Annotated in this window: 13 protein-coding genes; 11 read left to right on the top strand and 2 right to left on the bottom strand. The window is 52.2% G+C overall.

All coding sequences use genetic code 11. The annotated features are described in order from the left end of the window. Nucleotides 1-9: 9 nt before the first annotated feature. The 11 genes from ribF to HCX89_RS04195 all read left to right on the top strand — a co-directional run bounded on the left by ribF (nt 10) and on the right by HCX89_RS04195 (nt 12,231). A complete protein-coding gene (gene ribF, locus HCX89_RS04145) occupies nt 10-945 on the top strand; it encodes a bifunctional riboflavin kinase/FAD synthetase (protein ID WP_044734928.1) in 936 nt (311 codons plus the stop codon). A gap of 32 nt (nt 946-977) precedes the next feature. Next, nucleotides 978-3,803: an isoleucine--tRNA ligase gene (ileS, locus tag HCX89_RS04150; RefSeq protein ID WP_167715185.1), complete on the top strand. Its 2,826-nt coding sequence runs from the start codon at nt 978-980 to the stop codon at nt 3,801-3,803. An 11-nt stretch (nt 3,804-3,814) separates the two neighbouring features. Further along, nucleotides 3,815-4,330, top strand: coding sequence for a signal peptidase II (lspA, locus tag HCX89_RS04155; protein WP_025011911.1), 516 nt, complete (start codon nt 3,815-3,817; stop codon nt 4,328-4,330). A gap of 5 nt (nt 4,331-4,335) precedes the next feature. Next, a complete protein-coding gene (gene fkpB, locus HCX89_RS04160; RefSeq protein ID WP_025887209.1) occupies nt 4,336-4,758 on the top strand; it encodes an FKBP-type peptidyl-prolyl cis-trans isomerase in 423 nt (140 codons plus the stop codon). Between the two features lies 1 nt (nt 4,759). Further along, nucleotides 4,760-5,713 carry a 4-hydroxy-3-methylbut-2-enyl diphosphate reductase gene (gene ispH, locus HCX89_RS04165; RefSeq protein WP_025011913.1) on the top strand — a complete coding sequence of 318 codons (954 nt, stop codon included), beginning with the start codon at nt 4,760-4,762 and terminating at the stop codon, nt 5,711-5,713. Nucleotides 5,714-5,968: 255 nt separating this feature from the next. Further along, nucleotides 5,969-6,520, top strand: coding sequence for a type IV pilus modification protein PilV (pilV, locus tag HCX89_RS04170; RefSeq protein ID WP_167715187.1), 552 nt, complete (start codon nt 5,969-5,971; stop codon nt 6,518-6,520). Between the two features lie 10 nt (nt 6,521-6,530). Then, complete coding sequence (locus HCX89_RS04175; protein ID WP_096140792.1) at nt 6,531-7,484, top strand: PilW family protein; 954 nt, start codon at nt 6,531-6,533, stop codon at nt 7,482-7,484. 10 nt (nt 7,485-7,494) lie between these two features. Then, entirely contained in the window at nt 7,495-7,953 is a 459-nt protein-coding gene (locus tag HCX89_RS04180) for a PilX N-terminal domain-containing pilus assembly protein (protein WP_044735902.1), read from the top strand. Next, entirely contained in the window at nt 7,950-11,531 is a 3,582-nt protein-coding gene (locus tag HCX89_RS04185; RefSeq protein WP_167715189.1) for a pilus assembly protein, read from the top strand. The genes HCX89_RS04180 and HCX89_RS04185 overlap by 4 nt, the downstream gene beginning before the upstream one ends. A gap of 8 nt (nt 11,532-11,539) precedes the next feature. Beyond that, complete coding sequence (locus HCX89_RS04190) at nt 11,540-11,935, top strand: type IV pilin protein (protein ID WP_028779812.1); 396 nt, start codon at nt 11,540-11,542, stop codon at nt 11,933-11,935. Beyond that, nucleotides 11,932-12,231 carry a TapY2 family type IVa secretion system protein gene (locus HCX89_RS04195; RefSeq protein ID WP_141250864.1) on the top strand — a complete coding sequence of 100 codons (300 nt, stop codon included), beginning with the start codon at nt 11,932-11,934 and terminating at the stop codon, nt 12,229-12,231. Before HCX89_RS04190 ends, HCX89_RS04195 begins: the two co-directional genes overlap by 4 nt. 37 nt (nt 12,232-12,268) lie before the next feature. Here the strand turns inward: HCX89_RS04195 and HCX89_RS04200 are convergent, their stop codons facing one another. Together HCX89_RS04200 and HCX89_RS04205 are read right to left on the bottom strand one after the other, a co-directional pair. Further along, nucleotides 12,269-12,676 (bottom strand): CBS domain-containing protein, encoded by a 408-nt coding sequence (locus HCX89_RS04200; protein WP_025011917.1) that lies wholly within the window; start codon nt 12,674-12,676, stop codon nt 12,269-12,271. 51 nt (nt 12,677-12,727) lie between these two features. After that, nucleotides 12,728-14,476, bottom strand: coding sequence for a lysophospholipid acyltransferase family protein (locus HCX89_RS04205; RefSeq protein WP_082050225.1), 1,749 nt, complete (start codon nt 14,474-14,476; stop codon nt 12,728-12,730). Between the last annotated feature and the right edge of the window lie 14 nt (nt 14,477-14,490).

Here is a 14,490-nt window from a genome sequence, read left to right on the forward strand (position 1 = left end):
GTTGATTTCATGGAACTGATTCGCGGAATACACAATATATTGCCGGCCCATCGCGGTTGTGTGCTGACCATAGGTAACTTCGATGGCGTGCACAGGGGCCATGCCGAAGTGATAGCCAATCTGGTCAAGAAGGCACGTCACTTTGGTTTACCGGCCACCCTGATGACATTTGAGCCGCAACCGCAGGAACTGTTTCGCGGCCAGGATGCCCCTGCGCGCTTGAGCCTGCTTCGCGACAAGGTCAAGCTGCTTGCTGAACTTGGAATAGACAGGCTTGTGTGTGTCAATTTCAATCAAAAGTTTGCCCAAATGCCGGCCAAGGAGTTTGTCGAAGAGCTGCTGGTGCGTAAACTTGGGGTCAAGTATCTGGTGGTCGGTGACGATTTCTGTTTCGGACGGGCTCGTCAGGGCAATTTTGAGCTGCTTCGCTCTGCCGGTGAACAGCACGGTTTTGCGGTAGTCAGTACCCAAAGCTTTTTGGTTGGCGATCACAGGGTCAGTTCCACCATGGTCAGAGATGCGCTGGCCAAGGGCAATCTTGAGCAGGCCAGACGTTTATTGGGACATCCCTATACTCTCAGTGGTAAGGTGGCCCATGGGAAAAAGCTGGGCCGGACGCTGGGGTTCCCCACTGCCAATATCGCCATGAAGCGCAAGGTGGTTCCTGTGAGGGGCGTATTTGCGGTCAGGCTCTGGTGGGATGGCAGTGAGCAATACGATGGTGTTGCCAATGTGGGGTTTCGACCCACGGTTCAGGGACAAAACTGCCAGTTGGAAGTGCACCTGTTTGACTTTGAAGGTGACCTCTACGGGCGTAAAGTAGAAGTGGAATTAGTGGCCAAGATCCGTGACGAGAAACCGTTCGAGTCCCTTGAGGCACTTAAGAAACAAATAATGAATGACGCTGATGAGGCTCGCGCCTTACTCAGCAATGAAGCAGGCTGAGCTCTCTTAGCTAAATTAATGGTATAGGATCAATGAGCGACTATAAATCAACTTTGAATTTGCCGGAAACCGAGTTTCCGATGCGTGGTAATTTGGCAAATCGCGAGCCAGAGATGTTGAAACGCTGGACCGAGGATAATCTGTACCAACAGATCCGTGATAGCCGTATTGGCCGCAAGCTGTTCATTCTGCACGATGGCCCTCCATATGCGAATGGCGATATTCATATTGGTCACTCAGTTAACAAGATCCTCAAAGATATTATTATCAAGTCCAAGACCTTGTCAGGATTTGATGCGCCTTACGTGCCAGGTTGGGACTGCCATGGTCTGCCGATTGAACTTAAGGTAGAACAGAAAGTCGGTAAGCCAGGGCAGAAAATCTCTGCTGCCGAGTTTCGTGACGAGTGCCGTAAGTATGCCGCCAAACAGGTGGATGGCCAGCGCAATGACTTTATCCGTCTCGGCGTGCTCGGTGACTGGTTTAAACCTTACCTGACCATGGATTTCAGCACTGAGGCCAACATCATTCGCTCATTGGCCAAAGTGATTGACAACGGCCACCTACACAAAGGGGTTAAGCCGGTGCATTGGTGTACCGACTGTGGTTCTGCCCTGGCCGAAGCCGAAGTGGAATATGAAGACAAGACTTCACCGGCTATAGACGTGGCTTTTACCGCTGTGGACAAGACTAAAGTTTTGGCCGTTTTCGGGGTTACTGAGTATCAAGCGCCAGTTTCCATGGTTATCTGGACTACCACTCCCTGGACCTTACCTGCCAACCGCGCGCTGTCTCTGAGCCCGGATTTGGACTATGTGCTGGTGGAGATTGAGTCTGAAGACGGCGCCAAGCAAGCTGTTATTCTGGCGGAAGCCCTGGTGGAAAGCTGTATCACCCGTTATGGCGTCAAGAGCCATCAGATCCTTGGTCGTGCCAAAGGTGCCGAGCTTGAGTTGATGCAGTTCCAGCACCCTTTCTATGATTTCAGTGTGCCGGCGATTCTTGGCGATCATGTGACCACCGAATCCGGTACCGGTGTGGTACACACAGCACCTGGACACGGTCAGGACGACTTTGTGGTTGGCCAGAAGTACGGTCTGGAAGTGGCTAATCCTGTGGGTGATAACGGCGTTTACAAGGCGGATACCCCGCTGTTTGCCGGCAAACACGTGTTCAAGGCCAATGATGAAATTGTGGCGCTGCTGCAGGAAAAAGATGCCTTGCTGCACCGTGAAGCCTATCGTCACAGCTATCCACACTGCTGGCGCCACAAGACACCTATTATCTTCCGCGCCACACCGCAGTGGTTTATCTCCATGGATAACAAAGGGCTGCGTGCTCAAGCCATGGGTGAAATCGAGCAAACCCAGTGGATCCCTGATTGGGGACAGAGCCGGATTGAGAAGATGGTCGAGAACCGTCCTGACTGGTGTATCTCGCGCCAGCGTACCTGGGGCGTACCTATCACTCTGTTTGTTCACAAGGAAACCGAAGAGCTGCATCCAGATAGCGTGGCCTTGATGGAGCGTGTTGCTCATCGCATTGAGCAGCAGGGCATTCAAGCCTGGTGGGATCTGGATGAGTCTGAGCTCCTGGGTGAAGATGCGGCTCAGTACCGCAAGGTGACCGACACTCTGGATGTTTGGTATGACTCAGGTTCTACCTTCTCATCAGTGGTTGCTGCCCGCCCTGAATTCCAGGGGCAGGGAATTGACCTCTATCTGGAAGGCTCTGATCAGCACCGTGGTTGGTTCATGTCATCACTGATGATTTCAACTGCCATGAACGGCAAGGCTCCTTACAAGCAGGTATTGACTCACGGCTTTACCGTGGATGGCAAGGGCCGCAAGATGTCCAAGTCCATCGGCAACGTGATTGCACCACAGCAGGTAACCAACAAACTGGGCGCCGATATTCTGCGTCTGTGGGTGGCTTCTACCGACTACAGCGGTGAAATGACGGTATCCGATGAGATCCTCAACCGTAGCGCCGATGCTTATCGCCGTATCCGTAACACCGCCCGCTTCCTGTTGGCCAACCTGAGCGGTTTTGAGCCAGAGACAGACATGATCGCCATCGAAGACATGGTGGCGCTGGATCGCTGGGTGGTGCGCCGCGCCGCCAAGCTGCAGGAAGAGTTGTTGGAAGCCTATGATGCTTACAACTTCCACATAGTGACCCAGAAGCTGATGCAATTCTGCTCGGTTGAATTGGGCAGCTTCTATCTGGATATCATCAAGGACAGGCAGTACACCGCCAAGCGTGATGGTCACGCCCGTCGCAGCTGTCAGTCGGCTCTGTATCTGATTGCCGAAGCCATGGTGCGTTGGGTTGCCCCTATCCTCAGCTTCACTGCCGATGAAATCTGGCAGTTGCTGCCGGGTAAACGTGACGCCTATGTGTTTACTCAGGAATGGTACCAGGGCCTCAAGGCCGTGCAGCTGGACTCAGATCTGAGTGATGAATACTGGGCACAGTTGCTGCAGGTTCGTGATGAAGTCAACAAGGCACTGGAGCAGGGCCGCCGCGATAAACTGATCGGCGGCGCGCTGGAAGCCGAGGTAACTCTGTTTGCCGATGCGGCGCTGACCGAAGCTCTGGCCAAACTGGGTGACGAGCTGCGCTTTGTGCTGCTGACCTCCAAAGCCGTGGTTAAGCCGCTTGCCGATGCGCCTGCCGATGCCCGTGAAACTGAGCTGGCATCACTTAAGCTCAGCGTCGCCAAGTCCGAAGCGGCCAAGTGTGACCGCTGCTGGCACCACAGAGAAGACGTTGGCCAGATCGCCGAGCATCCACTGCTGTGTGGCCGCTGTGTGACCAATATCGAAGGAGAAGGTGAACAACGCCTGTTCGCCTGAGGATAATAAACATGCCCGCAGACTGGAAACAAAGTGGCCTGCGCTGGTATTGGGTGGCTGTGTTGGCTTTTTTGGCTGACCAGCTGTCCAAACAGTGGGTATTGGGTAACTTCAAGCTGTATGAGTCGGTGCAGCTGTTGCCTTTCTTTAATCTGACCTATGTGCGCAACTACGGCGCCGCCTTCAGCTTCCTCAGTGATGCCGGTGGCTGGCAGCGTTGGTTATTTACCGCCGTCGCTGTCGGTTTCAGTGTGTTGCTGACCGTTTGGCTTAGACGGCAATCGGCCGGCTTGTGGCGCCTCAACCTGGCTTACACTCTGGTAATAGGCGGCGCGCTGGGAAATCTTGTCGATCGCCTGATGCACGGTTTTGTGGTGGACTTCCTCGATTTCTACTGGAAAACCAGTCACTACCCGGCATTCAATATCGCTGACTCGGCTATCTGTGTTGGCGCAGTCCTGATCATCTGGGATTCATTTTTTGGCGGTGACAAGGCCGCTGCCAAGCAGAATGAAGCCAAGGAGTAACACAGATGTCTGATGTGAAATCCCTCTTGTGTCACCTGAATATACTGCTGGAAGACGGCTCGACCGCCGACAGCACCAAAGCCTCCGGTAAACCCGCCCGGCTCAATATCGGTGACGGTAGTCTGAGCCCGGCGTTTGAGGCTGAGCTTCTAAAGCTGAAAACCGGCGACAATCACAGCTTTACCTTGGCCCCTGCCGATGCTTTCGGCGAGTCCAATCCCGATGCCATTCATCACTTGGATCGCAGCCGATTCCCGGCAGATATGACGCTGGAACCCGGTGTTATCGTCAGTTTTGCTGGCCCAGGTGGCAGTGAAATACCTGGAATTGTCAGGGAGATAGCCGGTGATTCTGTCACAGTCGATCTGAACCATCCGCTGGCGGGCCATCAGGTGACATTTGAACTGGAAGTATTGCAGGAGCTTTGATATGTCAGTAGCAAAATCTACCGGTCTTAACATATTGCTGGCCAATCCCAGAGGCTTCTGTGCCGGTGTCGACCGGGCCATCAGCATAGTGGAACGAGCGCTGGAACTCTTTTCCCCGCCTATCTATGTGCGCCATGAAGTGGTGCATAACCGTTATGTGGTTGAAGATCTCAAGCAGCGCGGGGCGATTTTTGTCGACGAACTGGATCAGGTACCCGACAACAGCATAGTGATTTTCAGTGCCCATGGGGTGTCACAGGCGGTGCGCAATGAGGCCAAGCGTCGCGGTCTTAAGGTGTTTGATGCCACTTGTCCTTTGGTGACCAAGGTACATCTGCAGGTCACCCGCGCCAGTCGTAAGGGGATTGAGTGCATTCTTATCGGTCATGCCGGTCATCCCGAAGTGGAAGGCACCATGGGGCAGTACGATAACCCTGAAGGGGGAGTCTATCTCATTGAGTCTCCGGCCGACGTGGATGCATTGCAGGTGAAAGAGCCGGACAATCTCTGCTTTGTCACCCAAACCACGCTGTCGGTGGATGATACCCTGGATATTATTGCTGCGCTGCAGAAGCGGTTCCCTTCGATTGAAGGTCCTCGTAAAGACGATATCTGCTACGCGACTCAAAATCGCCAGGATGCGGTACGTAAGATGGCCCAGGATGTAGACTTGTTGATAGTGGTTGGCTCCAAAAACAGCTCCAACTCCAACAGACTGCGCGAATTGGCGCTCAAGTCTGGCACTCAGGCCTATTTGGTGGATAACGCCGATGATGTTGAGCGGGATTGGTTTGATGGCGTCAGCAAGGTTGCGGTTACTGCAGGGGCTTCTGCTCCTGAGGTGTTGGTGCAGCAGGTGGTTGAGGCCATAGCCAAACTGGCGCCAAGCGTGGTGACCGAAGTGGAAGGGCGCAAGGAAGATACCGTGTTTGCCGTTCCTGTGGAGCTAAGGTAAGAAGCCGCGGATTTATTGCGCTTATATAAGTGAAAAGCATTTTAAGAAGAGGCTATCTAAGCCTCTTTTTTTTATGGAAAAAATACCTCTTATAAGGCTTGAATTTATTAGCGTTCTTTGTTACTGGAGATTTACATTCGACTCAACTATCATTAACAGGTATTATTGTGGTCTTGAGCTAACTATAAGATATTAAAGAACTAATAGGCTGAATTTATTGTCAAAAACATGGCATTGTCTGGAGATTTGACACAGATGAAAAAACGGAGAGAGGGATTCTCTCTGATTGAGGTTATGGTAGCGCTCGTCATTTTGGTGATAGGGCTTATCGGGATATTTAATTTACATATAGTGGCAAAGCGCGCCAGCTTTGAATCATTTCAACAGACTCAGGCGGCGTACTTTGCCAACGATATCCTCAATCGGATGAAGCTTAATAACACGGTACTGAATAATTACGACGACGGCTCTCCCTATTCCGGGGGCGGAAGTGCTCCTGCAAAATCCTGCGATGTGGCCCTTGGCGCCACGGTGACCTGCACTGCTGCCGAGACCCTGGCCTGGGATCTTTACCAATGGCAAGAACTCTTTACCGGCGCCGCTGAAGCCGTGGGCAGCCAGAATGTCGGCGGCCTCGACAGTGCTACCGCTTGTCTGAATGTCAATGGCAGCAATGTCACTATTGTGATGGCATGGCGAGGCATTCAGGAAACCGCCGGCACCGCCTATGAAACGACTGACTGCGGCAGTAGCTTGGGTAAGCGCCGGCGGATCTTTATCCTCAAGACAGTGATCAATCAAGGTTAAGGCGGTGAGTGTGAAAAATTCAAAGCAGTCGGGTTTTTCTCTGGTAGAACTCATGGTGGCCATGGTCATCAGTCTGTTTCTGGCGCTCGGATTGTTCGCCATGTTCAGTATGTCTGCCACTAATGTTACTACCACAGGGCAGTTCAATCAGTTACAGGAAAATGGCCGTATTGCGTTGGCCATCATGGTGCCGGATCTGAGTCAGGTAGGCTTCTTTGGCGATATGACAGGGACAGATTTCGTGCTGGGTACCAACGCTCGGGTCGATGATGCTGTCGGGACAGATTGTATTGGACAAGGGCTCAACAATGCCACTCTGCCCAATGGCCAACCGGCCCACTTCAGACGTCTTTGGGGGTATGAGGCCGGGGTGAGTGCCGGCTCACTGAGCTGTGTCAATTCAGCGATGACAGGGACAGATGTGATTCAGATTAAACGACTGGTAGGCCCTCCCGGAGCCACCAGTGGTTTTCGGGTGGCAGCAACGGCCAGCCAGGCGGTGTTTTTTAAAGATACAGATCCCGGCCTTGAAAACCAGAGGGTGTGGGAATACCAACACCATGTCTACTTTATTAAAGACAACAACGGCGTGCCGGTTCTGACCCGCAAATCACTCTCTGCCAGCGGAATGAACGTAGACGAGCCCTTGGTCGAGGGTATCGAAAACATGCGTATTCTCTATGGTTTCGACGAGAACGGTGATGACACGGCCGATAGCTTTATGCCGGTACAGAATGTGACGGATCTGATGTGGGACAACCAGTTGTTCCAGCGAATAGTGGCCTTGAGAATATTTTTATTGGTGCGTTCGCCCAATGCTGACAATAGTTACACCAATAATGCGACTTACTCACTGGGCGACAAAACCGGCGACAGAGCCATCAGTGGTGGTGGCGATAACTTCCGCCGGAAAGTGGTTTCGACCACAGTGGTACTTGAAAACCCTGTGTTGATTAGGAACTAAGCAGATGAAAATAAGACAACAGCGGGGAGTCGTACTATTCTTCGCACTTATCCTCTTGATTATTCTGACCCTGATTGGGGTGGCTCTGGCAGTTAACTCCAGTCAGTCGCTGCGTATGGCCGGCGCCGGTGCCGAGCGGGTGGAAGCCAAGGCCTTGGCCGACGGTGGTTTGCAGGCGGTATTGAATGCCAAGAGCCAAGCAGAATTGGCGACAATGACAGCGATAGATACAGGCAACAGCTATTCGGGTGGCACTCAGGTTTTGACGCCTCTGCCATTAAAGAGTGATGGCACTGTGGATGCCAGGAATGTTTCCTGTCAGCGTAGCAGGGATGCCAGCGGTACAGATCTTATCAAGTGCCGAAGAGTGGAGGTTTCCAGCCAGGTTAGGTACGGCCGGGACAACCTCGGGCAACTGACAGTTATCGAAGGAGTTGAGCAGGAAGTGCTTAACGGGAGCGGATCATGAAACTCAAAAAGTGTTTATGCGGTTTGTTGTTTGTGCTGGTTGGCTCTTCCGGGCAAGTCTCGGCCGATGATACAGACCTTTACTTGATCCCGCCGCCAAATCAGGGACGAGCCAAGGTGCTGATTATTTTTGATAATTCGGCATCCATGGATACCATAGAAACCGGAGTGCCAGGAGGATATGATCCAACCGAAGAGTATCCCCCTGTCGGTTCCTCGAATTCCTATCAAGGAAGGATGATCTACTTTACCGTCGGCTCCGGGATGGATGAAAGTTCATTACCTGTGCCGGACAGCCCTTCGGAATCGCGCCGTTTCAACGATGCTCTCAATGGTTGCGCCGTCGCTAAAACCTCCTTGGATCGCTATGGTCGTTTTACCGGTTATATCCGAGAGTTTGTGTTTTCCGGTAATGCCAAGGGAACCTGGCAGCAGATAAAAGAAAACAGTGGCGCCGAAAAGAACAACCCGGTGGACTGTTGGGAAGATATTGAAGCCGCCAATCCAAGCAATAACGGTATCACAGTAGATGGGGTTACCTATGGTGATGGCTATCCACAGAATAGCGTCAAAGTGGGTAAAAACTATATTCCATACAGCAATGAAGCAAATGCACTCAGCAACGCGCAATCCATGGGCTTTAACCAAGGCGAGCTGGTAACCTTATACACTGACAATTATCTGCGTTGGTACACCCTATATAAGAATGGCGACTTGGATGATACTCAAGACCTCAGCAGACTGGATATTGCCAAGACAGCTATCGCCGGGGTGATAAGTTCGATGCCGACGGTTGATTTTGGCCTGGCGGTATTCAATATGAACTATCGCTATGAGGGGGATCGGGATGGTGGCCGAATCGTCGCCGGTATTCGTAGCCGCACGGCGCCTGAGAAAGAAACCCTGATCAGTACGGTTGAAAACCTGCCGGCCGAAACCAACACTCCACTTTGTGAAACTTTGTTTGAAGCCTATCGGTACTTTAGCGGCGGCCCGATTACCTTTGGCCACAGTGATAGGAACTATAACAGTGGCTCGATAAAGTATACCGCCAACAGGCCTATGTATGACACGACCATTGAGAATAGCGGTAATTATAAGTCTCCCATGAGTGTCTGTAGTGATATTGCTTATATCATCTATATTACCGATGGGGTGCCAACGCTGGACTCATCTGCCGATGCCGCGATTCAATCCATTACAAGCGCTTCGGGGGTGAACTCCGACGGTAATTACAGCCCATACACCTATGAAGTAGATTATTACGGTAGAGAAAAGAAGAGCTATCTGCCGGCGCTGGCCAGTTACATGTATCGCAACGATATTTTGCCGGCCACGGAGAAATTCCAAAGGGTGGTAACTCACACCATAGGTTTTGCGCTGGATGAGGGATCTGCGGCCGAGCCCTTGCTGGAAGAGACAGCCAAACGAGGAAAGGGCAAATACCATGCTGCCAATAGTGTGGCCGATCTGCAGCAGGCCTTCAGCAATGTGCTTGACAGTATCACGGACGAAGGACAAAGGTTTTCGGCGCCAGGGGTAGCCTTCAGTAATGCTGACCCAACCCGTACTCTTGACTCTGCCTATTATGCCTTGTTCAGCCCATCTCAAGGGCCCAAGTGGGCCGGTAACCTGAAGAAGTTGAAGGTGAACTCTTCTGGCGTACTGATAGATGCCAACGACAGACCGGCTATCTCAAGTTCGGGTGGTATTGCGGACACGGCTTGTAGTCTATGGAGTCACTGCTCTCCGGACCCTGATGGCAACGATGTACAGGAAGGCGGTGCAGCCAGAACCATAGTACCTGACAGCCGTACTCTCTACAGTAACATCAAGGTAGGGGGTGGCCTGGCGACCCTGAGCAAGAATCAGGCTTCCAGCTATGCCGGTGGTGACCTTGCCTTGTTGACTCATATGAACATGAGTGTAGCCGCCGGTACAGAAAGCTCTGAGCTGGAAAAAGCCTTTGAGTGGATCAAGGGCAAAAATGTCGATAAAGATGAAAATGGTGAGTTTACCTCTGACGATTACAACGGGGTTCGCGGCGATATAATGGGTGACCCCATGCACTCGCAACCGCTTGCCATTGATTTTGGTGGCGATGGCAATAGCAATGTGCGCATTTTCGTTGGCACCAACCATGGTATGTTACATGCCTTCAAAGACACGGGTAGCAGTGTTGAAGAGAGTTGGGCCTTTATGCCCTATGAGCTACTCAGTAATGTGCAGGAACTCAGAGATAACAGCTATGCCAATGGTCACAGTGTTTATGGCATAGATGGCTCGCCGGTTTCCTATTTGGAGCGCAACGACTCGGGTGCCATTACCAAGGCTTGGATCTTCTTCGGCATGCGCCGGGGCGGGAGTTCTTACTATGGCTTCGATGTTACCGCCCCGGATTCACCTCGAATGATGTGGCGGATTGACAACAATAGCGCCGGGTTTGCCAATATGGGGCAGACTTGGTCGACACCGGTTGTGACTAAGGTGCCGGGTTCAGATAAACCTGTAGTGATCTTCGGCGGTGGTTACAATCTGGGATATGACGCCAACACAGGCAGCAACTCAGATGGCCGCAATGTGTACGTGGTTGACGCCGAAACCGGGGTACTCAAGCATAGCTTTGGTGTCGATGGTGGCACAGCGTTGACCGGCATAGAACACAGCATTGCCGGTTCAATAGCCACTCTCGACAGCAACAGCGATGGCGCTACAGACAGGTTATATGCCGCAGACCTTGGTGGTAATGTCTGGCGTATGGATATGCCTTCAGAAAACACCTCCAGTTGGAGTGGCTTCAAGTTTGCCTCTGTGGGCGGCGCGCTGGCATCTTCCGATCGCCGCTTCTTCTATGAGCCTGTGGTGGCTCAGACGGTATTTACCAATGTCACCCGGGTGACAACGACAGATGCCGACGGTAACACCAGCACTACTACGGCATATCAAAACGTACCTTATGATGCCGTCACGCTCGGCAGTGGTAACAGGGCATCGCCACTGGCTACCGATGCCGAAGATATGTTCTTTGTGCTGCAGGATCGCAACGTGGTGACCAAGACTTTTGGCGGCTCAGGTGCGACAGTGCCCAGCCCGATCACTTTGGCCAACCTTTACAATGTGACATCGGCGGCGCCAAGCAGCGACAGTGAGAATATCGACTTTGGTACCAAGCTGGGCTGGTACTATAACTTCTCTGTCATTGGTGAGAAGAGTCTGTCACCTTCGGCCATCATCAAAGGGCGTGTCTACTTCACCTCCTTTGTACCGGCACAGTCGACACCCGAAACTGAAAATAGCTGTCTCATCTCTTCGACCGGACGCTTGTACAGTTTCGACCTGCATAAAGGCGGGCGTTACAATTATGAGTTTTTGGAAGTGTGTGAGGATTGTATTCCTCAGCCACCCAAGATCATTACCCCGCCCAAAGATCCAGATGACCCGGATAATCCGGACAATCCAGATGCTGCCTTGATTATTGGTCGCGGTGAGTGTGATGAAACCGGTGAAAACTGTTCCGGTACAGTGGCGCTGGATACAGGCCTGAGTACCAACAAGATTTATTATCATGTGAATGAGTAGGATAAGAGATGAAAAAAGCAGCGGGTTTTACCCTGATTGAAGTCATGATCACTGTGGTCATTATCGGCATACTGGCGGCGATCGCTTATCCCTCTTATGTGCAGTACATTGCCAAGAGTACCAGGGCTGAGGCTCATGCAGCCTTGATGCGACTGGCCAATCTGCAGGAGCAGTACTATTTGGACAATCGCACTTACGCCACGGATATGACCAAACTGGGGCTCAATGCCAGCCCCTTTATTACTGAAAATGGTCACTACAGCATAGCGTCAACCGGCACCGGCAGTTTTACCCTGACAGCAACGGCGCAAGGGGTACAGGCCAGTCGTGACAGCAAGTGCAAGACGCTGACCTTGACTGACGCCGGGGTTAAAGGCGGCGCCTCTGCGGAGTGTTGGAAATGATGAAATCAATCAAATATGGCTTGTTGCTCATCTTGCCCGGTATCGTTTTGACAACTCATGCCGCCGAGCGGCAGGAGGTGAAGTGTCACTTGATCACCAGCAAGGGAGAGCAAATTGCCTTTTATCGTTGGGATCTGGAAAAGCAGCCGCTATTGATGGCGCGTTTGAGTAGCAAGCCGCTCAAGGATACTCAGGGGAAACGTTACTATATCAAGCAGGCCAGTGAGTGTGTGTTGCTCAATGAGGAGTTCAGCTCTGAAAAGGCCCGTAAGTTGGATGAGGTAACTCTGAGATAGCTTTCACCCAGGCCTATGAAGTCTGAGCCTATTGTGGTTAACAGCAATAGGCTCGCAATAGATCCTTCCAGGTTACTATGCCGACAATTTCACCGTTTTCCAGTACCGGCAGTGAACCTATATCTTTCTCCAGCAGTAGTCTGGATGCCTGAGCCAAGCCTAGATGCGGCGCAACGGTCACAGGATTACGGCTCATCACTTGATGCACCCGCTTATTGAGGGTCTCCAGATCTCTGCTGGTGGCCGTTTCGCTGCCAAGATTGGGGCTTAAGGCCCGCAGCAGATCCCGCTCGGACAAGACGCCTTCCAGCTTGCCTTCATCATCCACCACCAGCAGATGATGAAAGCCTGCATGATGAAATATCTCTTTGGCCACACTCAGGCGGTCGTCCATTTCCACTGTAACGACCCGGGTGATCATGATATCGGCGATGCAGAGCTGCATAGGGATCCTCCATAACCTTTTCTTTGTTATATCAGAGCCCTGTCAATAATGCTAACTCGGAGCGTTCTCATCTTGCTGATTGAGTTCTTGCAGATGACAATCGATATAGCGGCTGCGTTTCTTGAACTTGAGCTTGTCCAAGTCCACCAGCACCAAACCATCGATACAGTCGGCAAAGTCGGCATCCACTCCAAAGGCGAGAAAGCGCACCCCATCAGGCTGGCAAAGTTCGCCGTATTGCTTGTAGAGAGTTGGCACAGCGGCGCCCATACTGGCAAGGGTCTGCTTGAGCAATTTGAATGCGCCTTGGTAATCTGAATCAACATAGAGCTTATCCAGTTCAGCCTGGCGCTCAGGAGGCAGACCAAAAGGCGTGAAAGACTGTGCCAGCTGTGTCTTACAGGGAAACTGCTGCAGGTAGAAGTGCACCAACATCTCCTTGGCCTGTGCCGGCAACTGATTGCTTATGGTCACCGGACCGAAAAGGTAGCGGTAGCCGGGATGACGAGCCAGAAAGGCACCTATGCCGTACCAGAGATAATCGAGACTGCGCTTTCCCCAATATTTAGGTTGCACAAAGCTGCGGCCGAGTTCCAGGCCCTTGGCGAAATAGGGAGCAAATTCTGTTTGATAGTGAAACAGTGACTCACTGTAGAGGTTTTCACCTGCACTGTGCAAGCGGGCGACTTCGGCAAAACGGTAGGCGCCGACTATCTCCAGCTCCTTGGGATCCCAGAGTACCAGGTGTAGATAACTGGAGTCGTATTTGTCTATGTCTCTGCGTTTTCCTGTGCCTTCACCCACGGCGCGAAAAGCCAGCTCCCGCAGCCGACCTATTTCCCGCATCACTGGGCTGCTGCCCTGATGGCGATAGAGGAAAATCTGCTTGTCATCCTGAGTTTGACCAAGCTGTTCGCACTGCAGTAAAGCCTGTTGCAACTCACGACGTTTTTCCGGATGGGCGATGGCGCTCTGGGTGTTGAACAGTGGGCTGCGGTTCTTGCCTATGCGATAGAGGTGGTTCTTCAGCAGGCTGACCCGGGTTTTAAGCGGGAAGTCACTGCCGCTGACCGCTTCGGCCGGGATAAGCTCGCCGATACGCACCGGCAGAGTATTACTGGCTTGTTTAAACATCTCCTTGACCAACAGCAGGGTAGCCAAAGGTTTATACAAGATGGAAGCACCGTAAAAGGTCGCCGAGTTCTTGGCATCGACATACATGGGCAGCAGCGGCGCATTGCAGTTGATAGCCATCTTCAGGAAGCCTGTTTGCCACTGGGTATCGCGAATGCCGCTTGGTCTGAGCCTGGATACCTCACCCGATGGAAAGATGAGCACAGCGCCTTCACTGCGCAGATGTTGATGGATCTTCTCCAGGTGTTGTCTGGGGGTTCCGCCTGTCATATTGCGAACCGGCAGCAGGATGTTGTGCAGTGGCGTCAGTGTCATCAACAGCTCGTTGGCAACCACTTTAATGTCAGGCCTGACTTCGCTGATTAGTTTTATCAGCACCAGAGCATCCAGCGAACCTATTGGATGATTAGCGAAGATAACGACCCGGCCCTGATGGGGAATGTTTTCCACCTCACTGTCCGGAACCGTATAGCTGACGGCAAAGCTTTCCAGCACTTGTTCAACAAAATCCACGCCCTTGAGAAAACTGAATTGGCCGGCGATATCATTGCACTCCCGCTCATTGAGCAGATAACGCAGTAAGGCCTTGGTTGGCTTGGCGAGCCAAGGCTTGCTGTTGATATTGGGCAGATTGGATTCCACGACTTTATCGACGGTAAACATCATAATGGGGTACCTGA

The organism is Shewanella sp. Iso12 (assembly GCF_012030025.1).
Taxonomy (GTDB): domain Bacteria; phylum Pseudomonadota; class Gammaproteobacteria; order Enterobacterales; family Shewanellaceae; genus Shewanella; species Shewanella algae.